The sequence below is a fragment of the Variovorax sp. Varisp53 genome (assembly GCF_059491555.1).
Genome location: NZ_CP168512.1, coordinates 3,558,751 through 3,581,371, shown reverse-complemented (window position 1 = coordinate 3,581,371; position 22,621 = coordinate 3,558,751). Strand labels below are relative to the sequence as shown.

Genomic DNA, 22,621 nt, shown 5'->3' with positions numbered 1-22,621 from the left:
CAGCGCCCGCCGTCAGTTCGCGCAGACGAACTTGCCGGGATCGTTCTGTTCCAGCAGTGCCGCCGGCGCCGAGCCGGTGGTCCCGATGTACTGCGCGTATTGCGGGTAAGGGCACAGGGGCCGCACGCGCGAGGTCACTCCCGCGGGCAGCGTCCAGCCGGCGGTGTCGGGATTGCCAGGCTTCGAGCTCGCGATCAGGCGATCGGGCGCGTTGCCTTTCTCGACCCAGTCGACCACCGCGCTGAATACCGGGAAGGTATCGGTGGCGGGGCCGCCCGAGCAGTGGTTCATGCCGGGCACCGCGAACAGTCGCACGAAGTCCTTGACGGTGCCGTTCGCAGTGTTCCCGGCCAGCGAATCGACCCACTTGGCCGTGTAGTTGAAAGAGAAGACCGGGTCGCTGGTGCCGTGATAAAGAATCAGCTTGCCACCCTTGCCCTTGAGCTTGGACAAGTCGGTCGAGTGCGTGCCCATGAAGCTGTAGGCCGACTCGGTGTAGGTTCCGTCGGTGGCCTTGATCTTCGGCGCGTCGGCATCCCAGTCGAAGCGCAACTGGAACTGCACCAGTGAGTTGCCGGTCGCCAGGCCTTGTGTCGGCGGGGTGGTGAAGATCAGCGGACCCGCGCCGCCGCCGAGGGTGGCGTTGATCGCATCGTTCGCGCCGCTCGTGCGGTAGCCGAATCCGGTCTTCCAGATCTGCCAGCCGAAGGCGCCGATGCCTGCGTCCCAGGGCCAGTCCGAGTAGAGCGCGTCGCCGGCGCTGTTTTTCACGCCGCCCATCACCTTCTGCATGGCCGTGACCTGGGCCGGCACGAGGCAGCCCGGCGCGCCTGGTGCGCCAGGCGCGCCGCAGGCCAGCGTGCTGACATCGAAGGTGCAGGAGCGCTTGTTGATCATGCCGTCGACCAGTCCGTCGTCGGCATCGCACTTGGCCAGTACCGCTTGCTGCAGGGCCGCCCATTGCGCGGGCTGGAAGGCGGCATTCATCAGCGGGGTCGCGTTCGAGGCGCCGGGGCCCGTGGTTTCCAGGAAACCCTGCGCTTGCGCCGCAGCCGCGAACTGCTGCGTGTCCCAGGCCTCTGCGAGCCAGGCCTTCGGAAGATCCGACCCGGGGTCTCCGGCGACCACGCCGTCGAACTCGTCGCCGAAGCGCTGCGAAACCATCATCGCTTCGCGTCCGCCTTCGGAGCAGCCCATGAAATAGGCGTAGTCCTGCTTCTTGGCGTAGTAGCGCGCGACCAGCTGATTGGCGAGCTGCTTGGTCTGGCCAATCGCGTTGTAGCCGAAATCCACGCGCGCCACGGGGTCGAGTCCGAAGGAGGCCGTGCCCGCGTTGTTCGGATCGTTGTTGGTCGCGTTGCTGTGGCCGCTGTCGTTCGAGACGGTGGCATAGCCCGACAGCAGTGGCTGGATGGCTTCACCGTTGCTGATGGCGCCCGTGGTGTCTGGCACCGAGCCATCGGAGCCGCCGCCGCCACTCATGAACATGCGGCCGTTCCACCGCGTCGGCAGGTTGATCTGGAACGTGATCGCATAGGTCGACATCGCGTCGGTTTGGCCCGCGGCCTGAAGGCCCTTGCGGCCGCCGTTGATAGTGCCGGCCACCGCGCAGTAGCTTTGCGGATTGCCGCTCGCGTCGGTCGCGGTGGTCTTCGCGATCTTGGTCGAAGTGATGCTCACGGTGCGTCCCGCGGCCGAGAGCTCGGCCGCCAGTGCCGCGACCGCAGCACAGCCGCCGGCCTCGTCGGGCGTGTTGAGCAGCGCGGGCTGTGACACGGGTGCCGGCGCGGGAGGGGGCGGGGGTGAAGTGGGCGCGGGGGCCGGTGTCGGCAACAAGGTGAACGCGGAAGACGGCCCGTCGCTCCCTCCGCATCCGCTTGCGGCGGCTGCCGCGACGACACAGGCCAGCAGCGGCCTCCAGGTTGGGGAACTCATTCGATTGTCTCCGGTTGTTAACTAATTTCCGAGCCCGCATCACCCGATTCCCCTCGTGAAATTGGAGGAAACGAGTCGTTCGAACGGGAGAATAGTTAACTTGCTTAATCAAATGCTCGGGACTTACCCGAGGCCCCATGCGGCGGTCACCACTTCACGCGCACGCCAACCGAGCCATTGATCGAGCTCTTGACCTTGGCGTTGCCGCCGCTCGCCCAGAGCTTGCCGATTTCTCCGTAGAGGCTCGTCGACTCGCCCAGGGTCAGCGTGAAGCCGCCCGCGAGCTCGGTGCTCGTGCCGCCGGTAGGCGCCGAGATGTCGGTCGTGGTCGCTCCGTTCACGAAGCGCGCGATGTCCGCGCCGCTGGAGGTCTTGTAGACGTTGAAGCGGCCGTACGGCTGCAGCATGCCGATGCCGGTGTCGACCTGGCCCTTCACCCGCACACCCGCACGGGCGATCCAGCCGCTGTCGGCCTGCGGTTGAACGACGGCGCCGACAATGGCGGAGTTGTTCAGATCCATGTGCTGATGGATCAGCTGCAACTGGGGCTCGACGCTCCAGCCGCTGCCACCGAGCGCAAAGGTTTGCCCGACCTCGATCGAGCCCAGCAGGCTGTTGCCCTTGCCGCCGACGCCCTGGCCCAGCAGCGGCTCGACCGTGTAGCGGTGGCGGCCCGACTGCAGCACCGCATCGGCATAGAACCCGCCATCACCGGTGTAGGTGCCGTACACGCCCACATACTGGTTGCGAAGGTCGTTGCGGCCCACGGCCAGGTTCTGGATACCGCTGGCGAAGCCCCGCACGCGGGCGTCGCCATCGAGTTGGCCGACGTAGATGCCTGCGCGCCAGTTCGGCGCGGCCAGCAGGTCAGTGCCGGCCTGGAAGCCCGTGAGCCGGCCCTTGCCGGTGGGGGAGACGGCGCCACCTTGCTGCACGTCGATGTCGGTGGAGAGAACGCGGGCCCAGGCGCGGCGATCCGAGCCGCTCGGCATCGCCGCGCTGCCCTTGACGTCGTCGTCCCCCACGCGTTTGCGCAGGTCGCCCAGCATCGCGAGATTGCCCTGGCGCAGCTGGCTCGGCAGCGCCGCGTAGAGCGAGGCTTCCTGACGGTAAGTGATCACGGGCGCAGCGGGCGCCGCCGCAGGGGGCGCCGCCGGTGGGACCGCATTGATGCTTGATCGCAGGAACCAGTTCTCCCCCGCGCCATTGGCATCGGCTGCGTACAGGCGGTACTCGTACGCACCTGCATCGACATGGCCGCCGGCCAGCGAGAACGCGTCCTTGGAGGTCTGGGCCGTCGTGGTGCCGCCGTTCAGCGCTGAAATCACTTCGATGCCATTGCCGCTGGTCAGTGCGCCCAGCCCACCGAGATTGGTGATCTGCACACTGGTCTTTCCACTGGCCACCGCTGCGGCGCCGTCGAAGATCAGGCGGTCCGACGAGCCTGAGTTGCCAAGGGCAGTCCCTAGCCTCAGCACGCCGTTGTTGCCTACGTAGGCGCCGTTGACGGTCAGCGTCGTGCCCGCGGCCGCCCCCACCAGCGAGACGGTGCCGCTGTTGCTCAGCGACGCCACGGTCTGGTAGAAGCCTGCAAGATCCAGCGTCGCGCCCGAAGCCACGCTGTGCGCGGAGCTTGCACTGAAGGTGTTGGCGGCGCCGGCCTTCAGCGTGCCCTGCGCCACATTGGTGGCACCGGTATAGGTGTTGGCGCCTGAGAGTGTCAGCGTGCCCGTGCCTTGCTTCGTGATGAAGCCGCCGCCACTGACCGCGCCGCTCAGCGTTTCGTTGAAGCTGCCGGTGTCGATGACCGGATCGTTGTTGCCTGTCAGTTGGATCGTGTTGGCAATCGTCAACCCATCGGCGCTGAAGCCCAGCGTGGTGTCGTCGTCCATCGCCAGCGCGCCGGTACCCAGCGCCTGGTTGTGGCCGAGGTTCAGGCGCCCTTGACGCAGCGCGGTGCCGCCTGTGTAGGTATTGGCGCCCGAAAGCGTCAGTGCGCCGGTGCCGATCTTGACCAGCGAACCGCCGGTGCCCGAGATCGCGCCCGAGACTTCGGTGTTGGCGTTCAGCCCGCCGGTGGTCAGCGCCTTGGCGCCGAGGATCACATCGCCCGCGCCGGACAGCGCGCCGATGGAGATTCCCGCCGTGGTAAGCGAGCGGATGCGCAGGCGCCCGCCGGCGTTGTTGATCACCGTCGCCTGGTTGGCACTCGCGCGGTCGAAGATGTCGACCAGGCCGCCGCTTTCGTTGACGAAGGTCGCCTGGCCCGCGCTGGCGTCGTCCAGCAGGTTGATCTGGCCGCCTGCGAAGTTGGTGATGCGCGCGTTGCCGGCTGTCGCGTTGAGCCAGATGTTGGTCAGCCCGCCGTGGTTCTCGATGACGGCATTGCCCGCGGAGGCGTTGTCGCGAAACTCGGCCGCCGCGCCGTTGTTCATGACGAGACGGGCATTGCCTGCCGATGTGGTGTCGCCGAAGCGGACGAAGCCGGCATTGCCGATGGCGCCGCGCTCGGCTGCGGTGATGGTCAGTCCGCTCGCGTCTGCATTGCCGCTGAAGAGCAGCGAGGCATTGGCCGCCACCGAGACAGGGCCGCTGCCCAGCGCGCCGGTGGCGGCTGCATTGAGGCTGCCCGCCTCCACGGCCGTCCCGCCGACGTAGTTGTTGGCCGCACCGAGCACCAGCGTGCCGGCGCCGGTCTTGTGCAGGCTGCCCGTACCGGAAAGCGTGCCGTTGAGGGTCAGCGTGCGCACCAGGTCGACTTCGAAGGTTGCACCGCCCGCTCCGAGGGTGATGTTGCGCGTGGCGGTGGTCGTGCCGGTGGAGCGCAGCGTGCCGGCGTCGAGCGTGAGCCTGCCGGAGGAATCGCCGAGCGCGCCATCGTCGGCAATGGCGAGCGTGCCTCCGAGCACCGTCCAGGGCGTGAGCTCGGTGGTGGTGCCGGTCAGCGTCCAGGTGTTGGCGCCGATCTTCTCGTAGCGCTCGAAGCCGCGATAGGTCGCTGCGCCGAGCGAGGTGGTGCCGTCGGTCGCCGCGCCCGCCAGGCGCAGCACGTTGCCGGTGCCGATGGCCGACAGGGTCCCGTTGATCACCGAACCGTTCTGCAGCTCGACCGAGTTGTCGCTGCCGGTGACGCGCACCGCGTCGCCGCGCGTGACGCCGTCACCGCCCATGCCGCCTATCAGGGTGCCGCTGTTGACGATGCTGTTGGCATTGCCGCGGATGCGCAGGCCTGCGCCCCCGATGCCGTTGGCGGCACTGTTTCCGCCGGCACCGCCCGCGCCGCCCACCAGTGCCCCGGTATTGAGCAGCGAGTTGCCGCTGGATTCCAGCGCCAGGCCGGCGCCCCCTTCGCCGCCGCCGCCCACCATGCCGCCGATGGTCGCCACGCCACCATTCCCGCCGTTCCCGCCAGTGGCCGTGCCGATGTTGGTGACGGTGGCGCTCCCGCCCTGCAGCACGATGCCGTCTCCGCCGCCACCGCCACCGCCGGCCCATTGGCCTATACCGCCGTTGCCGCCATTACCGCCGATGACGGCCAGGCTCGCGTTGCTGATTACCGCATTGGCGGCGACACCCTGAAGGCCCGCACCACCGCCACCGCCACCGCCGGCCAGCCGCCCGCTGCCACCTTCGCCGCCATTGCCTCCCAGCAGCGTGGTCGCGCCCATCACGGCAATGGAGGTGTTGGAGGTGTACACGGCGGCACCACCGCCGCCGCCGCCGCCCGCGCCATAGGTCGGATCGGGGTCGGGAATGCCGCCGCTTCCCGGCAATCCTCCGACGGAGGCAGTAACGTCGGCCGCGCCCACCGCCCCCCGACTCCGCCGGCACCAGCCGCTCCGTTACCGCCGGCTCCGCCATTGCCTCCCGATGGAGACGATCCGTTGCTGGTGGGGTACATGCCGATGTTGCCGCCGCCGCCGCCACTGCCATTTCCAGGGCCGCCCCGGCCGCCAGTACCCCCGCCCGCGACGAATGCAGTCCCGCCACTGGCCTGCGCCCAGGCGCCTGCCGGCAGGCCAGCGAGGGCCAGGAGGCACACGGCGGCGGTGACCGAAGAAGCGCGCCGCCCGCACCGGTGCGAAACCTCTGAAACGGCGACCCAGGCGCCGAGCGCGGCGTTCCAGATGCTGCGGTACACAGTGTTCATGCCCCAACCTCCCCCAATGATGGATATGCAACCAAAACAGGTTGAATGTAACTAAACGTGCAAGATGGGGAGGGTACTGTTTTCGTCGGCGCTCAAACATCACCGGAACGGGTGATAGCCAAATCACTGACACAAGACAACTGAGTTGCCGATTGCGGTGTTCGTTCGTACTCATTTGCTCCAGAAGATCGGAGTGGACAACCACCCTCGGGCTGCACCCAGGAGTGCCAGTAGAATCCGTGCCTGCTGCGGGTGTAGTTCAATGGCAGAACGGCAGCTTCCCAAGCTTCATACGAGGGTTCGATTCCCTTCACCCGCTCCATGCCTGCTACGCAGGCCGTGCCATCACCGTAGCGCACGCACATACTCGCCGGGTACAGGCGGTATGTCTTTCCCCGCCTGCTCAAGGCTCGCTCCCCCAACCACCTCTTCGCTGCCATAGGGGCTTTCACCAATAAGCGTTCCATTGTCAGGTGGAGGTCAGGAATACGATTCAGCATTGAATTCGAAAGTACTACTTTTGCTCGCGGACTCCACCGGACCTCGTTTCAGGGGGCAGGGGCCCAAAAAGCGATCTGGAGGGTGCGATGCGCGTGACCAATTTGAATTGGGCCGGGACTTCGGAACCGACGTTTCGCGTGTGGCCGGACGACCCTGCCGGCTTTTCCACCCAGAGGATCACGCCGATGCACCACAACTTTCACGAGCATCCCCTGTTTCAGGTGCCCGAACTCGTGAAGCTCGGGATGGAACTCTCGAAGCTGGACCAATGCAGGTTCATGAGCCCCGACAGGACGGTCGCGTCCGCGCTCGCGCACGACAGCCGGCATCCTGACGGGCGCAGCATCGAGGAATTCTTCCAGCGCATGGAGGAGCCGGGTTCGTCGGTTTCCTTCTACAACATCGAAGTCATTCCCCGCTATCAGGCCCTGCTGATGTCGGTGGTGAATTCGATGCGCGCTCTCGTCGAGCGCGAGCAGCCGGACATCTTCAGGGTGAACGGATTCGTCTTCTTCTCCGCGCCGCCATCCGTCACGCCCTTTCACATCGACCGCGAGAACAACTTCTGGCTGCAGTTGCATGGGCGCAAGACCCTCAACGTCTGGGATCACCGCGATCGCACCCTCGTGCCGGCCGATGCCGTGGAGGACTTCATCGTCACGCAGTCGCTCAAGAAAGTGCGTTTCGACGAGGCGTTCCTGCCGCGCGGGCTGGAGTTCAATGCGCAGCCGGGGGATGCCATCTACTTCCCGAGCACCTCGCCCCACATGACGAGATCCAAGGTCGACGGGACTGGGCCAGGCGATCGCCTGTCGATCTCGATCGGCGTGACCTTCTACACCGCTGCCACGCGCGAGGTTGCCCGCATCCATCAGGTGAACCGGCTGATGCGCAAGTGCGGCCTGTCCCCCTCGTATCCGGGGGAATCGCCCACCGCGGACGCAGTCAAATCGGCCCTCGGCGGCATGGTCGGCGCAGGGCGCGCCAGGCTCGGCGCCGCGCGCGCCCAGTTCATCAGCATGACGACGGCGCGACGTTTCAAGCACACGCCGCCGCCCGGCTCCTACTGAAGAAGCCGGCCTGTGTGGGGCCGCTTCCTCCCGCTCGAACTGTGGTGGCATGTCCTTCGATGTTCACCCCACCGCGGGGGCTGGCACCATATCGAGCATGAAATTCAAACCCACCAGGCTGGCTGTCCATCTGCTCCTCGCCGCGGCAGCCGGATCGTGCGCCGCTGGAACGATCGTGTGCGCGCCGGCTTCGAGCAGCGCAGGGCCCGCTCCCTGGATCCGCAGGATCTCGATCGACGAGCACTCTCGCACCGTCAACATGGACGTCGTTCGCCAGAGGACGAAAGACACGGACACCATGGGCAAGATGAGGGCCGAGCTGCTGAGCATGGACGAGGCCCAGGGAGGCGAGCCTGTCTACGTGTTCAACGCCATTCCCGCCACGGGTGACGAAGTCACGCACCTCTTCAAGCTGTTCAAGGCGGGGGAGTGGCGCCTGATACGTGCCGGAGTGACGTTCGTCGGCAAGGTGCCCGCGCTGCGAACGATCGAGACGAGCACGGTCCTGGATTGCAAGCGGTCGGACTTGGGGTAGCTCCACCGCGATCGGATCAAAGAACGGACAACGTGCCACGGGCATGGGCTACGGCGGAAGTGCCGCAACAAAAGCAGGTAACCCGAAGGTAGGCGTGTTCCGACAGACTTGAAGGCTGGCGCGGAGGAATATGGCTTCCCACCGCACCCTCGCGGAAAGGAGCGTGAAATGACGTTCGACTTCTTGTTTCGCCCGAGTCACACCGCGTATCTCCGGCGCGCGGCGGCTCTTCTGGAAGAGGCGCAAATGGCGCGCATCGAGCATCAGGCTGCGGCAGAGCATCACAGCGCCCTCGCCAGGATGTACGCCGAACGTGTCAGGCGTCTCGAGAACGAGCTCTATCGCCAGCCGCAGAATGTAGCGCAGGGAATGCCCGCCGAGGGTGCCGCCACCGACGAGCGGCCGCAGTTGTATTCGCTGGACGGAACCCGCAAGCCCGGGCTGACCTCGGCGACCTGAGTCAGGGGCCGCCTCCGGGCCATGCGTGGGGCGAGTCCAAAAAATACCCGCCGAAGCGGGTACGAATAGCCCATGGAGGGGCGCTCCAGGCACTGACCGAGAGCTCTTCTTTTATGGGGCCCTGTTGCGTGACAGCATCGGTATGGTCGATGCTTCCCTGGGGCCCGGATGTCAGTCAGAAATAGGCAGTTGCCGTAGGACACTCATAAAAACGTGAACTATTTGGCAGTATTTTTCCCGCCATCAGCGCAGGAACACGTGCCGCATGAACTGCATGATCGGGTACTGGATGACCGTCTGCACCTTTGCCGGTAGTTCCAGCGGCCGCATCAGCATCTTGAGCGTGTGGCCGGGGCTCAGGTTGGTGCGGATGGTGCTGTTCATGTCCGCGCTCAGTTGCTGCACGTAGGCCGTGTCGGTGGCGCGGCCGGGCGAGCGCGTCTTCACCACGTGGCGGATCGCGCAGTCGGCGTCTTCGCTCTTGAGTTCGAGCGTGCGCCGGCCGATGGTGCCCATCACGCGCATTCGGCCCAGCTTTTCCTGCTCGCGGTAGCGGCGGAAGAAGCGATAGAAGTGCTTGTAGTGGTTGACTTCGTCGGTCGCGATGCGGGTCGCCAGGTCCTGCAGCACGGGCTCGTCGGTGCAGCGCGCCATGGCGCGGTAGTAGGTGGCGGTGCCGGTCTCGACCACGCAGCGGGCGGTCATTTCGAGGGCGCGGGTCGGGGCCAGCAACTCGACCTTGCAGTAGGTCGCGTATTCCTCCAGGAAGCCCTGGTAGGCGACATCCCATTCGAACTCCGGCCATACGTGGCGGACATATGCGCGCAGGGCCCTGCCGTGCTGCAGTTCCTCGAGTTCCCAGTGGTTCGACAACCAGTCGGTGACCTCGTCGTCGCCCCGGAAAAAATCGACCAGGTTTTGTGTGTAGAGGTCCGAGCCGCTCTCGACGAAGGAGGCGGAGGTCACCAGGTAGAAGAGATTTTCGTCCGGGCGTACCTTGTCGAGCGCGATGCGCGAGAAATCCAGGTCTTCGATCTTCCAGTGCTGATCCGCCTCTTGACTTGCCATTCGAGCTCCTTGATCTTGTGTCCGTACAAGTACGGATGGCGCCGGCCGCATTTGGTTCTCTTCTTTTGCGCCAAGTCACATATTAGCCGTGGCCTCCGGATCGTGCAGCTTGCGAGGCGGCGCGGGCGCATGGCCAAACCTATAATCGTTTGTTCAAGCAAATCAAGCAGTTAGGCCGGTTCGCCGCAGTGGGTTCGACATGAGGGTCGCCATCGCCGCGCCGCCCTCGACAGAAGACGAATCCAAAGATGAGCCAGCCCACATTCACGGTCGCGGACATCCGCAAGACCTTTCTCGATTTCTTCGCCTCCAAGGGCCACACGGTGGTGGCCTCGAGTTCGCTGGTGCCGGGCAACGACCCGACGCTCATGTTCACCAACTCGGGCATGGTCCAGTTCAAGGACGTGTTCCTGGGCGAAGACAAGCGCAACTACGTGCGCGCCGCCTCGGTCCAGGCCTGCTTGCGCGCCGGCGGCAAACACAACGACCTCGAGAACGTGGGCTACACCGCGCGCCACCACACCTTCTTCGAGATGCTGGGCAACTGGAGCTTCGGCGACTACTTCAAGCGCGAATCGCTGAAGTGGGCCTTCGAGCTGCTGACCGAGGTCTACAAGCTGCCGGCTGAGAAGCTTTGGGCCACCGTCTACATCGAGGATGACGAGGCCTACGACATCTGGACCAAGGAAATCGGCCTGCCGCCTGAGCGCGTCGTGCGCATCGGCGACAACAAGGGCGGCCGCTACATGTCCGACAACTTCTGGATGATGGCCGACACCGGCCCCTGCGGCCCGTGCTCCGAAATCTTCTTCGACCACGGCCCCGAGATCCCCGGCGGCCCGCCCGGCAGCCCGGACGAAGACGGCGACCGCTACATCGAGATCTGGAACAACGTGTTCATGCAGTTCGACATGCAGCCCGACGGCTCGGTCAAGAAACTGCCCGCACCCTGCGTTGACACCGGCATGGGCCTGGAGCGCCTGGCCGCGATCCTGCAGCACGTGCACAGCAACTACGAGATCGACATCTTCGACGCGCTCATCAAGGCGGCTGGCCGCGAGACCGGCACGCAGGACCTCGCGAACAACTCGCTCAAGGTGATTGCCGACCACATCCGCGCCACCTCGTTCCTGGTGGCCGACGGCGTGATCCCGTCGAACGAAGGCCGCGGTTACGTGCAGCGCCGCATCATCCGCCGCGCCATTCGCCACGGCTACAAGCTGGGGCAGAAGAAGCCCTTCTTCCACAAGCTGGTGCCCGACCTCGTGAAGCTCATGGGCGATGCGTACCCCAAGCTGGTGGCCGATGAAAAGCGCATCACCGATACGCTGAAGGCCGAAGAAGAGCGCTTCTTCGAGACGCTGGCCAACGGCATGGAAATCCTCGACGCGGCGCTGGCCGGCGATGCCAAGGTGCTGCCGGGCGAGGTCGCCTTCAAGCTGCACGACACCTACGGCTTCCCGCTCGACCTGTCGGCTGACGTGTGCCGCGAGCGCGGCGTGAGCGTCGACGAGGCCGGCTTCAACGCCGCCATGGAAAAGCAGAAGGCCGCGGGCCGCGCGGCCGGCAAGTTCAAGATGGACCGCAACGTCGAATACGCCGGGGCGGGCAACACCTTCACCGGCTACGACCACCTCGAGGAAAACGCCAAAGTCGTGGCGCTGTACTTCGAAGGCGCTGCCGTTCAGGAACTGAAGGAAGGCCAGCCCGGCATCGTGGTGCTCGACACCACGCCTTTCTATTCGGAGAGCGGCGGCCAGGTCGGCGACCAGGGCGTCCTCGTTGCCGAAGGCGTGCAGTTCGGCGTCGAAGACACGCAGAAGATCAAGGCCGACGTGTTCGGCCACCACGGCACGCAGGCCCAGGGCACGCTCAAGGTCGGCGATACGGTCAAGGCCGCGGTCGACACCGCCCGCCGCGCCGCCACCATGCGCAACCACTCGGTCACCCACCTGATGCACAAGGCCCTGCGCGAAGTGCTGGGCGACCACGTGCAGCAGAAGGGCTCGTTGGTCGACGCCGACAAGACGCGCTTCGACTTCGCGCACAACGCGCCGGTCTCGCACGACCAGATCGTCGAGATCGAGAAGCGCGTCAACGCCGAGATCCTCGCCAACGCGCCGACCCAGGCCCGCGTGATGGACATGGAGTCGGCCCAGAAGACGGGCGCGATGATGCTGTTCGGCGAGAAGTACGGCGAGACCGTGCGCGTGCTCGACATCGGCACGAGCCGCGAACTCTGCGGCGGCACCCACGTGGGCCGCACGGGCGACATCGGCCTCTTCAAGATCGTCAGCGAAGGCGGCGTGGCCGCCGGCGTGCGACGCATCGAAGCGGTCACGGGTGCCAACGCGCTCACCTACCTGCAGGACCTCGAATCGACCGTGCACAGCGTGGCTGCCACGCTCAAGTCGCCGGCGGCCGAGCTGCAGGGCCGGCTCACGCAGGTGCTGGAGCAGGTGAGGGCGCTCGAACGCGAAGTGGGCGCGCTCAAGGGCAAGCTCGCGTCGTCGAAGGGCGACGAGCTCGTGTCGCAGGCCGTGGACGTCAACGGCATCAAGGTGCTCGCGGCCAAGCTCGACGGCGCCGACGCCAAGACGCTGCGCGACACCATGGACAAGCTCAAGGACAAGCTCAAGACGGCCGCCATCGTGCTGGCCGCCGTCGACGGCGACAAGGTGCAGATCGCGGCCGGCGTCACGGCCGACAGCGTGGGCAAGGTCAAGGCCGGCGAGCTGGTCAACTTCGTGGCCCAGCAGGTCGGCGGCAAGGGCGGCGGCAAGGCCGACATGGCCATGGCCGGCGGCACCAACGCGGCGGGCCTTGCGGTCGCGCTGCAGTCGGTGCAGGCCTGGGTTGCGGAACGCGCCTGACCATCCATCCGCCTAGACCCGCACAAGCACTTCATGCCAGACGCAACCCCCGGTGAAGTGCTCGTGATGGGGGCGGGCACCATCGGGTGCTTCATCGGCGGCAGCCTTGCGGCGGCCGGCGTGCCCGTCACTTTCGTCGGCCGTCCGCGCATGCTGGACAAGCTCGCGGCGCATGGCCTGACGCTCACCGACATCGACGGGGCGACGCGCCGGCTGCCTGCCGAAAAATTGCGGCTGTGCGACCAGGTCCCGGTGGGTGCGGGGCCTTCGCTGGTGCTGCTGTGCGTGAAGAGCGGCGCCACTGCCGCGGCGGCCGGCGAGCTGGCTTTTGCATTGCCCGCGGGCACCACGGTGGTCTCGCTGCAGAACGGCATCTCCAATTCGGCGGCTGCATCGCAGACTGGCCCCTCGCTGAATGTGCGGGCCGGCATGGTGCCGTACAACGTGGCCGAGATCGGCCCCGGCGCCTTCCATCGCGGCACCGGTGGCCGGCTGGCCGCGGAAGACGATGCGGCGCTGCGACCCTGGCTGCCCGTGTTCGAGCGCGCCGGCGTGCCGCTCGACCTGCATGCCGACCTGCTGCCCGTGCAGTGGGGCAAGCTGATGCTCAACCTCAACAACTCGGTCAACGCGCTCTCGGGTCTGCCGCTGCGCGAAGAGCTGATGCTGCGCGGCTACCGCCGCTGCTTCGCGTCGCTGATCGAGGAGGCGTTGGACATCCTCAAGGTCGCGGGCATTGCACCGGCGCAGGTCGCTGCCGTTCCGGCGCACCGGCTGGTCAGCCTGCTGCGCCTGCCCGACTGGCTGTTTCGCATCGTTGCGGCGCGCATGCTGCGCATCGACGCCAAGGCCCGCTCCAGCATGGCCGACGACCTTGCGCTGGGCCGCCGCACCGAGATCGACTCGCTCAGCGGCGAGGTCGTGCGCCTCGCGCAGGAGCACGGCCTGAGCGCGCCGCGCAATGCGCGCATGGTCTCGCTGCTCGAGGCCTGGCCGCAACAGCCGAAGCGCTGGACGGCACGGCAATTGCAGGATGCGCTCGGCCTGTAGCGCTTAGCCTGTACCCTCGGCTGCGTTGCAGCAGCTTTCAAAGGGTTGTTCTCATGCAGGTTCTGATTCTCGGCAGCGGTGTCATCGGCACCTCGATGGCTTACTACCTGGCGCGTGCCGGGCACGAGGTGACGGTGCTGGAGCGCCAGCCGGCGCCCGCGCTCGAAACCAGCTTCGGCAACGCGGGCGAAGTCTCGCCCGGCTACTCGGCGCCGTGGGCCGGGCCAGGCGTGCCGGTCAAGGCCATCAAGTGGATGCTCATGCAGCACAGCCCGCTGGTCATCAAGCCGATGCTCGATCCGGCCATGTGGCGCTGGGGCCTGGCGATGCTGCGCAACTGCACGCAGGCGCGCTACGAGATCAACAAGGGCCGCATGGTGCGGCTCGCCGAGTACAGCCGCGATTGCCTGAAGGCCCTGCGCGCCGACACCGGCATCGCCTACGACGAGCGCATGCAGGGCACGCTGCAGTTGTTCCGCACACAGCAGCAACTCGACGGCACCTCGAAAGACGTCGAAGTGCTCAAGGCCTCCGGCGTGCCCTACCAGGTGCTCGACCGTGAAGGCTGCGTGCAGTACGAGCCCGCGCTTGCATCGGTGAAAAACAAGTTCGTGGGCGGCCTGCGCCTGCCGGGCGACGAGACCGGCGACTGCTTCAAGTTCACGCAGGCACTCGCCAAGCTGGCGGAGGCCGAGGGCGTGAAGTTCAGGTTCGGCGTGAATATCCAGGCGCTCGAGCACGATGCCGTCAAGGGCGTGACGGCTGTGCGCACCGACGCCGGCAGCTTCACCGCCGAGCGCTACGTCGTCGCGCTCGGCAGCTACTCACCCCCGCAGGTCAGGCCGCTGGGCATCCCGCTGCCGGTGTATCCGGTCAAGGGCTTCTCGATCACCGTGCCCATCACCGACGCGGGCGGCGCGCCCGAATCGACGGTGATGGACGAGACCTTCAAGGTCGCGGTCACGCGGCTGGGCGATCGCATCCGCGTGGGCGGCACCGCGCAGCTCTCGGGCTTCGACCTGCGGCTCAACGAGCGCCGGCGCGACACGCTCGAACACGTCGTGACGGACCTGTTCCCCCGCGGCGGCAACGTGCGCGACGCCTCCTTCTGGACCGGCCTGCGTCCCATGACGCCCGACGGCACACCCGTGATCGGCGCCACCCGCATTCCCAACCTGATGCTGAGCACCGGCCACGGCACGCTGGGCTGGACCATGGCGGCCGGTACGGGCCGCGTGATGGCCGACCTGATCGCGGGCAAGGCGCCCGAGATCGACATGGAAGGCCTCACGGTGGCGCGCTACGGCGGCTGAGCGGCAACCGCACTTTCCAATCCCGCAGGGCGGCCCGCAAAGGCCGCCCTGTTTTCGTTGTGTCACAAGGATCAGGGTTTGTACTTAGTCGTGAAGTTGTCTTCCTCGGTATTCTTCGTGGCGTTCCATTAATAAATCGTTGTTTCTTTAGTGAAACAAAACCGCGATCCAAAGAACCCGATGAAGCACACACGCCGCCATGCCTTTGCCGCTGCCATTTCCCTGGCGGCCGCTTGCGCCACCGGACTCGCCTGGGCAGACAGCTACCCGAGCAAGCCAATCACCCTGGTCGTTGCCTATCCGGCCGGTGGCGACACCGACGCATTGGCGCGGCTTTTCGCCGAAAAGCTGTCGACGCGCGTCGGCCAGCCCGTGGTGGTCGACAACCGCCCCGGTGCCAGCGGCATCATCGGCAGCGCCTACGTGTCGAAGGCAGCGCCCGACGGCTACACGCTGCTGCTCGCGCCCAGCACCTTCTCGATCGCGCAACTGGTGCTGAAGACAAACGGCGCCGCGGGCTACGACGTGCTGAACGGCTTCACGCCGATCGTGCAGACGGGCAGCCAGCCGCTGTTTCTCGTGGCCGCCGGCAGCAGCGGCTTCGCGAGCGTGAAGGATGCGGTGGCCGCCGCGAAGGACGGCAAGTCGCTGAGCTATGCGAGCCCGGGCAGCGGCTCGCCGATGCACATCCTCGGCGAGATGTTCGCCCGCACCTCGGGCGCGAGCCTCTCGCACGTGCCGTACAAGGGCGTGGCACCCGCCATCAACGATGTGCTCGGCGGCCACGTGCCCGTCACCTTCATCACGCTGGGCCCGGTGGCGCCGTACATCGCCAACGGCAAGCTGCGCCCGCTGGCGGTGGCCTCGGCCCAGCGCTCGCCGCTCGCGCCCAACGTGCCGACGTTGGCGGAGATGGGCTACAAGGACGTCGAAGTCACGGCCTGGAACGGCCTGTGGGGCCCGCGCAACCTGCCGCCCGAGATCGTGAAGATGCTCAACGGCCACTTCAACGAAATCCTCAAGATGCCCGAGATCGCCCCGCGCATGGCGGTGCTCGGCACCACGCCCGTGGGCGGCGAGGCCGGCGTGCTCGGCAAGACCAACGCCGCCGACTACACGCGCTTCGGCAAGGTCATCAAGGAGCTCGGCATCCAGGCCGACTGAACCACGCATCCCATGTCCGAACTCAAAACCATTCCCGATCCTTCGAGCCTGCAGGCACTGCTGGCCGAACTGCCCGCCAACCTGCTGGCGGGCCGCCGCATCCTCGTGACCGGCGGCGCGCGCGGCCTGGGGCTTGCCTTCGCGCAGTGCATCGCCGCGGCGGGCGCGAGCGTGGTGCTGGCCGACATCCTGGGCGAACTGGCCGACACCGAAGCGCAGGCGCTGCGCAAAGCAGGCCGCATCGCCCACGCGCTGCCGGTCGACCTGTCGGACCCGGGCTCCATCGTGGCCTGCGCCGACGAGGCCATCCGACTGCTCGGTGGCCTCGACGGACTCGTGAACAACGCCGCCATCACCAACTCGGGCGGGCGCGACGCGCACCAGCTCGAGATCGACATGTGGGACCGCGTGATGGACGTCAACGTGCGCGGCAGCTGGCTCATGGGCCGCGCCTGCCGGGCCGCGCTGGCCGAAAGCGGCCGCGGCGCCATCGTCAACCTCGCTTCCGACACCGCACTGTGGGGCGCGCCCAACCTGCTGGCCTATGCGTCGAGCAAGGGCGCCGTCATTGCCATGACGCGCTCGCTGGCACGCGAATGGGGCGGCGACAACATCACCGTCAACGCCGTGGCACCCGGCCTCACGCTGGTCGAGGCCACCGAGTACGTGCCGATGGCGCGCCACCAGAAATACCTCGAAGGCCGCGCCATCCCGCGCGAGCAGCAGGCCGCCGACGTGTGCGGCGCGACCCTGTTCCTGCTTTCCGGCCTCTCGCGCTTCGTGACCGGCCAACTGCTTGCCGTCAACGGCGGCTTCGCGATGCACTGAACGAATTTTTCCGACCAAGGAGTACACCTGATGAGCGATCTGTCCGAACAGCAAAAGATCACCGATGGCAACAACAGCCTGGCGCAGCCCGAAGGCGCGAGCCTCGCGGAGTGGATGAACACCCGCATCGCACGCTACGAAACCCGCAAGTACGACTGGGATGCGCTGAAGTTCCAGGCCGACTTCGACCCCAAGTTCCGCCGCGCGCAGATGCGCTACGTGGGCACGGGCGGCACCGGCGTTGCGAAGGACGTCAACACCGTGCCCGCCGAGCACTTCACCTTCTCGACCATGGTGATCCCCGCCGGCCACGAAGGCCCGCCGCACCTGCACACCGACGTGGAAGAAGTGTTCTTCCTGATCCGCGGCAAGCTCAAGGTGGTGATCGAGAAAGACGGCGAGCGCTTCGAGACCATCATGACCGACCGCGACCTGATCTCGGTGCCGCCCGGCGTGTACCGCGAAGAGATCAACATCGGCGACGAAGACGCGCTGATGTGCGTGATGCTCGGCGCGAAGAAGCCCGTGACGCCGACGTACCCTGCCGATCACCCGCTGACCAAGATCAAGCGCTGAGCGAGCCGGCCATGAACGACGCCATCGCTTCCGACCTGACGACCTTGCCGGCCTCTGAGCTGGCGCGGCTCGATGCACGCTTTCCGGCCCGCAATGTCGCGGTCGGTGGCGGCGCCGTCGTGTCGGTGCGCGAATGCGGTCGGGGCCCGGTGGTCGTGTGCCTGCACGGCATCGGCTCGGGTGCGGCGTCGTGGCTCGACACCGCCGCGCTGCTGGCGTCGCAGGCCCGCCTGATCGCGTGGGACGCACCGGGTTATGGCGAATCGACGCCACTCGAAGCCGCCGCACCGACTGCCGCTGACTACGCGGCGCGGCTGAGCGCCTTGCTGGACGCACTCGCCATCGATTCGTGTGTGCTCGTCGGCCACTCGCTCGGCGCGATCACCGCCGCGTCGGCCGCACGCACCGATTCGCGCATCCGCCGCCTCGTGCTCGTCAGCCCCGCCATCGGCTACGGCGCGCCGTCCCGCGCGGAAGCCCGCGCCAAGGTCCGCACCGAACGCCTCGCCACGCTCGACGAACTCGGCATCGCCGGCATGGCCACGAAGCGTGCGGGCCGGCTCGTGTCCGACAAGGCGAGCGACCACGCCCGCCGGTGGGTGCGCTGGAACATGGCCCGCCTCAACGACCATGGCTACCGCCAGGCCGTCGAGCTGCTGTGCAACGCCGACCTGCTGGCCGACCTGCCGCCGCCGATGCCGGTGCGTGTGGCCTGCGGCGCGCTCGACGTGGTCACGCCGCCGGCGTCGTGCGCCGAGGTCGCGCGCCAGTGCGGCGTGACGCTCGAATTGTTGGACGATGCGGGGCACGCCGGCTATGTGGAGCAACCGCAGGCCGTCGCCACGCTGCTGCGCGAATCGCTCGCCGGTTGACCGCAATACACACAGACAAGAAATTCAAGGAAAGAACAGGCATGGCCACCAACGACAACGAAGCGATGGAAGAGGGCGCCGACCGCTACAACGTGCCGGCGCTGGAGCGCGGCCTGCGCGTGCTGTGCGAGTTCAGCCGCGAGAGCCGCACACTCTCCGCCCCCGAACTGGCCCGCCGCTTCGACCTGCCGCGCTCGACCGTCTTCCGCCTGCTCACCACGCTGGAGAACATGGGCTTTCTGGAACGCGCCGAGGGCGGGCGCGACTACCGCCTGGGCCTTGCCGTGCTGCGCCTGGGCTTCGAATACCTTGCCTCGCTGGAACTCACGCAACTCGGCACGCCGCTGCTCAACCGCCTGTGCGACGAGCTGCGCACGCCCTGCAACCTGGTGGTGCGCGACGGCCGCTCCATCGTCTACGTGGCCAAGGTCGCGCCGCCTACGCCTTTCGCGAGCTCGGTGACGGTGGGCACGCGCTTGCCGGCCCACGCCACGGTGCTCGGCCGCATCCTGCTCGAAGACCTCACGCTGCCGCAGCTGCGCGCGCTCTACCCCGAGGACAAGCTCGAGACCTTCTCGCCGAGCACACCCAAGACCGTGAACGAACTCTTCGACATGGTGCAGGCCGACCGCCAGCGCGGCTATGTGCTGGGCGAGGGCTTCTTCGAATCGAACATCTCCAGCATCGCCGCGCCGGTGCGCGACCACAGCGGCCACATCGTGGCGGCGCTGGGAGCCACCGTCACCTCGGACCACATCGACGAGAGCCGCATGGACGAGATGGTGCTGCGCGTGCGCAGCACGGCCGACGAGATCTCGGGCCTGCTGAACTATTCGCCCGCGCGCGCCGCAAAAGTGGTGCCGCTTCGCAGCGCATGACGATCATGACGACGCATTCTTCTTCCCTCCTTGCCGCCGACGCATTGGCCGGGCGCGTGGCCGTGGTCACGGGCGGCTCGTCGGGCATCGGCCTCGCGACCGTCGAGCTGCTGCTCGGCTGCGGTGCGGCCGTCGCGCTGTGTGGCCGCAATGCCGAACGGCTCGACGCGGCCGTGGCCGGCCTGCGCAAGCAGCACCCGGATGCGAAGCTCTTCGCGCAGGCCTGCGACGTGCTCGACGCCAAATCGGTCAAGGCATTTGCCGCCGCCAGCGAGGCCGCGCTCGGGCCGGCCTCGATGCTCGTCAACAACGCAGGGCAGGGCCGCGTCTCCACCTTTGCCGACACCGACGATGCGGCCTGGACCGAAGAGCTCAACCTGAAGTTCTTCTCCGTCATCAATCCCACGCGTGCCTTCCTGCCGCAGCTCGCGGCGCAGCACGCGGTGCTGGGCGATGCGGCCATCGTCTGTGCCAACTCGCTGCTCGCGCGCCAGCCCGAGCCGCACATGGTCGCCACCTCGGCCGCGCGCGCCGGCCTGCTGAACCTCGTGCGCTCGATGGCCACCGAGTTCGCGCCGCAGGGCGTGCGCGTCAACGGCATCCTGATCGGCCTCGTCGAGTCCGGCCAGTGGCGCCGCCGCTTCGAGGCGCGCGAAGACAAGTCGCAGGACTGGGCCGCCTGGAGCGGTCAACTCGCGAAGAACAAACACATCCCGCTGGGTCGCCTGGGGCTTCCGACCGAAGCCGCGCGCGCGATCCTTTTTCTTGCTTCCCCGCTCGCGTCGTACACGACGGGCAGCCACATCGACATTTCCGGAGGCCTTTCGCGCCATGCATAACCCCAACAAAACCGTCACGGTCGGCGCAGTCGTTGCCGCCTTCCTCGAGCAGTGCGGCGTCAAGGCAGCCTTTGGCGTGATCTCGATCCACAACATGCCGATCCTCGATGCCTTCGCGCAGCGCGGCACGATCCGCTTCATCTCGGCGCGGGGCGAAGCGGGTGCGGGCAACATGGCCGATGCCTATGCGCGCTCCACCGCCAGCCTGGGCGTGTGCATCACCAGCACCGGCCCGGCCGCGGGCAACATCGCGGGCAGCATGGTCGAGGCGCTGACGGCCGGCGCACCGCTCTTGCACATCACCGGGCAGATCGAGACGCCGTACCTGGACAAGGGCATGTCGTACATCCACGAGGCGCCCGACCAGCTCACCATGCTCAAGGCCGTGTCGAAGGCCGCGCTGCGCGTGCGCAGCGTCGAGACGGTGCTCGGCACGCTCAAGCGCGCGGTGCAGCTCGCGCTGACCGCACCCACCGGCCCGGTCAGCGTGGAGATTCCGATCGACATCCAGTCGGCGCTGACGACCATGCCGGCCGACCTGTCGCCGCTGCCCATCGAGCGGCCCGTGCCCTCGGCCGCCGCGCTCGACGCGCTGGCCGCGCGCCTCGCCACTGCCAAGCGCCCGATGCTGTGGGTCGGCGGCGGTGCCCGCCACGCACGCGCCGCCATCCAGCGCCTGCAGAAGCTGGGCTTCGGCGTTGTCACCACGACGCAGGGCCGCGGCACGGTGCCCGAGGACGACGCCGGATCGCTCGGCGCCTACAACATCCAGAAGCCGGTCGAGGCCCTCTACCAGACCTGCGATGCGATGCTCGTGGTCGGTTCGCGCCTGCGCGGCAACGAGACGCTGAAGTACGAACTGAAGCTGCCACACCCGCTCTACCGCATCGATGCCGATGCCGCCGCCGAAGGCCGTTGCTACGCGTCCGAGGCTTTCGTCTGCGGCGATTCCGCGCTGGCCCTCGACGGCCTGGCCGACCGCCTCGAAGCCGCCAAGTACAAGGCCGACCCGCAGCTGCTGGTCGACCTGCGCACCGCGCACGACCAGGCGGTTGCCACGCTGCGCGACGGCCTCGGCCCGTACGCCGAACTCGTGCGACAGATCCAGTCGGTGGCCGGCCGCAAGTTCAACTGGGTGCGCGACGTCACCGTTTCCAACAGCACCTGGGGCAATCGCGAACTGCGCGTCTTCGAACCCAGCGCCGCCGAGCACACCACGGGCGGCGGCATCGGTCAGGCCATGCCCATCGCCATTGGCGCGGCCATCGGCGCGGCGGTGACGGGCTCGGGCCGCAAGACCTTCTGCCTGGCCGGCGATGGCGGCTTCATCCTGAACCTGGGCGAGCTGGCCTGCATGGTGCAGGAGAAGGCGCCGATGGTGATCGTGCTGATGAACGACAAGAGCTATGGCGTCATCAAGAACATCCAGGACGCCCAGTACGGCGGCCGCCAGTGCTATGCCGAGCTGCACACGCCCGACTACGACCTGCTGTGCAAGTCGATCGCGCTGCCGCACGCCCGCGTGCAGGACCTGGCCGATCTGCCGGCCCGACTGGACGAGGCGCTGACCGCCAACGGCCCGTTCCTGCTGGAGATCGACATGCTGTCGATCGGCGGCTTCAAGACCACCTTCGCCGGCCCGCCGACCAACACGGTCACGCAGATTCCTGCGCTCGGCGCGGCCAAGTGAGCGGAGCCTTTCCCATGCCCGCCATCACGCGCATTGCACTCATCGGCTGTGGAGCCATCGGCACTTCGGTGCTCGAACTGCTCCGGGGCGATCCGGCCCTCGAGGTTGTGGCCATCGTCGTGCCCGCGGAAGGCATCGCCGCCGCGCAGAAGGCCGCCCCCGACGCACAGGTGGGCAGCGCCGTGCCCGCCGCCGGCATCGACCTCGTGGTCGAGACGGCCGGCCATGCCGCCATCGAAGAGCACGTGCTGCCCGCGCTGGCACGCGGCACGCCCTGCGTGGTGGCGTCTGTCGGCGCGCTGTCGGCCACAGGCTTCGCCGAGAAGCTCGAGGCCGACGCCATTGCCGGCAACACGGAGGTACAGCTGATTCCCGGTGCCATCGGCGCCATCGACGCGCTTGCCGCGGCCCGCATCGGCGGCCTCGACAGCGTGCGCTACACCGGCCGCAAGCCGCCGCAGGCCTGGAAGGGCACGCCGGCCGAGCAGGGCCGCAACCTCGACACGCTGGCCCACGAAACCGTGATCTTCGAAGGCAGCGCGCGCGAAGCGGCCTTGCTGTATCCGAAGAACGCCAACGTCGCGGCCACCGTTTCGCTCGCGGGGCTGGGGCTGGACAAGACGCTGGTGCGCCTCATTGCGGACCCTGCCACCACCGAGAACGTGCACACCGTCGAAGCCGAAGGCGCCTTCGGCAGCTTCGAGCTGACCATGCGCAACAAGCCGCTCGCGGCCAATCCCAAGACCTCGGCGCTGACCGTGTACAGCGCCGTGCGCGCGCTGCGCAACCGCGTCGCCGCGCTCGCCATCTGAGTCACCCC

The 22,621-nt window shown here is 67.4% G+C and carries 18 protein-coding genes and 1 tRNA gene; 15 read left to right on the top strand and 4 right to left on the bottom strand.

The window, feature by feature from the left end; all coding sequences use genetic code 11:
- Positions 1 to 12: 12 nt before the first annotated feature.
- The 3 genes from ACEOAB_RS16710 to ACEOAB_RS16700 all read right to left on the bottom strand — a co-directional run bounded on the left by ACEOAB_RS16710 (position 13) and on the right by ACEOAB_RS16700 (position 6,085).
- A complete protein-coding gene (locus tag ACEOAB_RS16710; RefSeq protein ID WP_495652977.1) occupies positions 13 to 1,776 on the bottom strand; it encodes a tannase/feruloyl esterase family alpha/beta hydrolase in 1,764 nt (587 codons plus the stop codon).
- Between the two features lie 305 nt (positions 1,777 to 2,081).
- On the bottom strand, positions 2,082 to 5,603 hold the full coding sequence (locus ACEOAB_RS16705; RefSeq protein WP_495653843.1) for an autotransporter family protein: 3,522 nt from the start codon (positions 5,601 to 5,603) through the stop codon (positions 2,082 to 2,084).
- Positions 5,603 to 6,085 carry an ESPR domain-containing protein gene (locus tag ACEOAB_RS16700; protein ID WP_495652976.1) on the bottom strand — a complete coding sequence of 161 codons (483 nt, stop codon included), beginning with the start codon at positions 6,083 to 6,085 and terminating at the stop codon, positions 5,603 to 5,605. Before ACEOAB_RS16700 ends, ACEOAB_RS16705 begins: the two co-directional genes overlap by 1 nt.
- 248 nt (positions 6,086 to 6,333) lie before the next feature.
- Between ACEOAB_RS16700 and ACEOAB_RS16695 the strand changes: the two genes are divergently transcribed.
- From ACEOAB_RS16695 to ACEOAB_RS16680, 4 genes are all read left to right on the top strand, one after another.
- Positions 6,334 to 6,407, top strand: a tRNA-Gly gene (locus tag ACEOAB_RS16695).
- A gap of 364 nt (positions 6,408 to 6,771) precedes the next feature.
- Positions 6,772 to 7,656: a JmjC domain-containing protein gene (locus ACEOAB_RS16690; RefSeq protein ID WP_413748641.1), complete on the top strand. Its 885-nt coding sequence runs from the start codon at positions 6,772 to 6,774 to the stop codon at positions 7,654 to 7,656.
- Positions 7,657 to 7,753: 97 nt separating this feature from the next.
- A complete protein-coding gene (locus ACEOAB_RS16685) occupies positions 7,754 to 8,191 on the top strand; it encodes a hypothetical protein (RefSeq protein WP_413748640.1) in 438 nt (145 codons plus the stop codon).
- 168 nt (positions 8,192 to 8,359) lie between these two features.
- A complete protein-coding gene (locus tag ACEOAB_RS16680; protein ID WP_413748639.1) occupies positions 8,360 to 8,650 on the top strand; it encodes a hypothetical protein in 291 nt (96 codons plus the stop codon).
- Between the two features lie 243 nt (positions 8,651 to 8,893).
- Here ACEOAB_RS16680 and ACEOAB_RS16675 read toward each other — a convergent pair whose 3' ends face one another.
- Positions 8,894 to 9,718 (bottom strand): ferritin-like domain-containing protein, encoded by an 825-nt coding sequence (locus ACEOAB_RS16675; protein ID WP_413748638.1) that lies wholly within the window; start codon positions 9,716 to 9,718, stop codon positions 8,894 to 8,896.
- A gap of 248 nt (positions 9,719 to 9,966) precedes the next feature.
- Here ACEOAB_RS16675 and alaS point away from each other — a divergent pair, with 248 nt between their 5' ends.
- The 11 genes from alaS (at position 9,967) to ACEOAB_RS16620 (ending at position 22,613) form a co-directional block, all read left to right on the top strand.
- Positions 9,967 to 12,591, top strand: a complete 2,625-nt coding sequence (alaS, locus tag ACEOAB_RS16670; protein WP_413748637.1) for an alanine--tRNA ligase — start codon at positions 9,967 to 9,969, stop codon at positions 12,589 to 12,591.
- A gap of 33 nt (positions 12,592 to 12,624) precedes the next feature.
- A complete protein-coding gene (locus tag ACEOAB_RS16665; RefSeq protein ID WP_413748636.1) occupies positions 12,625 to 13,641 on the top strand; it encodes a 2-dehydropantoate 2-reductase in 1,017 nt (338 codons plus the stop codon).
- A 53-nt stretch (positions 13,642 to 13,694) separates the two neighbouring features.
- Complete coding sequence (locus ACEOAB_RS16660; protein ID WP_495652975.1) at positions 13,695 to 14,954, top strand: D-amino acid dehydrogenase; 1,260 nt, start codon at positions 13,695 to 13,697, stop codon at positions 14,952 to 14,954.
- A 180-nt stretch (positions 14,955 to 15,134) separates the two neighbouring features.
- Complete coding sequence (locus ACEOAB_RS16655; protein ID WP_056592094.1) at positions 15,135 to 16,118, top strand: Bug family tripartite tricarboxylate transporter substrate binding protein; 984 nt, start codon at positions 15,135 to 15,137, stop codon at positions 16,116 to 16,118.
- Positions 16,119 to 16,130: 12 nt separating this feature from the next.
- Positions 16,131 to 16,946 carry an SDR family oxidoreductase gene (locus ACEOAB_RS16650; protein ID WP_413748634.1) on the top strand — a complete coding sequence of 272 codons (816 nt, stop codon included), beginning with the start codon at positions 16,131 to 16,133 and terminating at the stop codon, positions 16,944 to 16,946.
- A gap of 30 nt (positions 16,947 to 16,976) precedes the next feature.
- Positions 16,977 to 17,522 (top strand): cupin domain-containing protein, encoded by a 546-nt coding sequence (locus tag ACEOAB_RS16645; protein WP_413748633.1) that lies wholly within the window; start codon positions 16,977 to 16,979, stop codon positions 17,520 to 17,522.
- Between the two features lie 11 nt (positions 17,523 to 17,533).
- A complete protein-coding gene (locus ACEOAB_RS16640; protein ID WP_413748632.1) occupies positions 17,534 to 18,394 on the top strand; it encodes an alpha/beta fold hydrolase in 861 nt (286 codons plus the stop codon).
- Positions 18,395 to 18,435: 41 nt separating this feature from the next.
- A complete protein-coding gene (locus ACEOAB_RS16635; RefSeq protein WP_413748631.1) occupies positions 18,436 to 19,272 on the top strand; it encodes an IclR family transcriptional regulator in 837 nt (278 codons plus the stop codon).
- Positions 19,273 to 19,277: 5 nt separating this feature from the next.
- Positions 19,278 to 20,111: an SDR family oxidoreductase gene (locus tag ACEOAB_RS16630; RefSeq protein ID WP_413748630.1), complete on the top strand. Its 834-nt coding sequence runs from the start codon at positions 19,278 to 19,280 to the stop codon at positions 20,109 to 20,111.
- Entirely contained in the window at positions 20,104 to 21,801 is a 1,698-nt protein-coding gene (locus ACEOAB_RS16625) for a thiamine pyrophosphate-binding protein (protein ID WP_495652974.1), read from the top strand. Before ACEOAB_RS16630 ends, ACEOAB_RS16625 begins: the two co-directional genes overlap by 8 nt.
- A gap of 14 nt (positions 21,802 to 21,815) precedes the next feature.
- Positions 21,816 to 22,613 carry an aspartate dehydrogenase gene (locus tag ACEOAB_RS16620; RefSeq protein ID WP_495652973.1) on the top strand — a complete coding sequence of 266 codons (798 nt, stop codon included), beginning with the start codon at positions 21,816 to 21,818 and terminating at the stop codon, positions 22,611 to 22,613.
- The last annotated feature ends 8 nt before the right edge of the window (positions 22,614 to 22,621 follow it).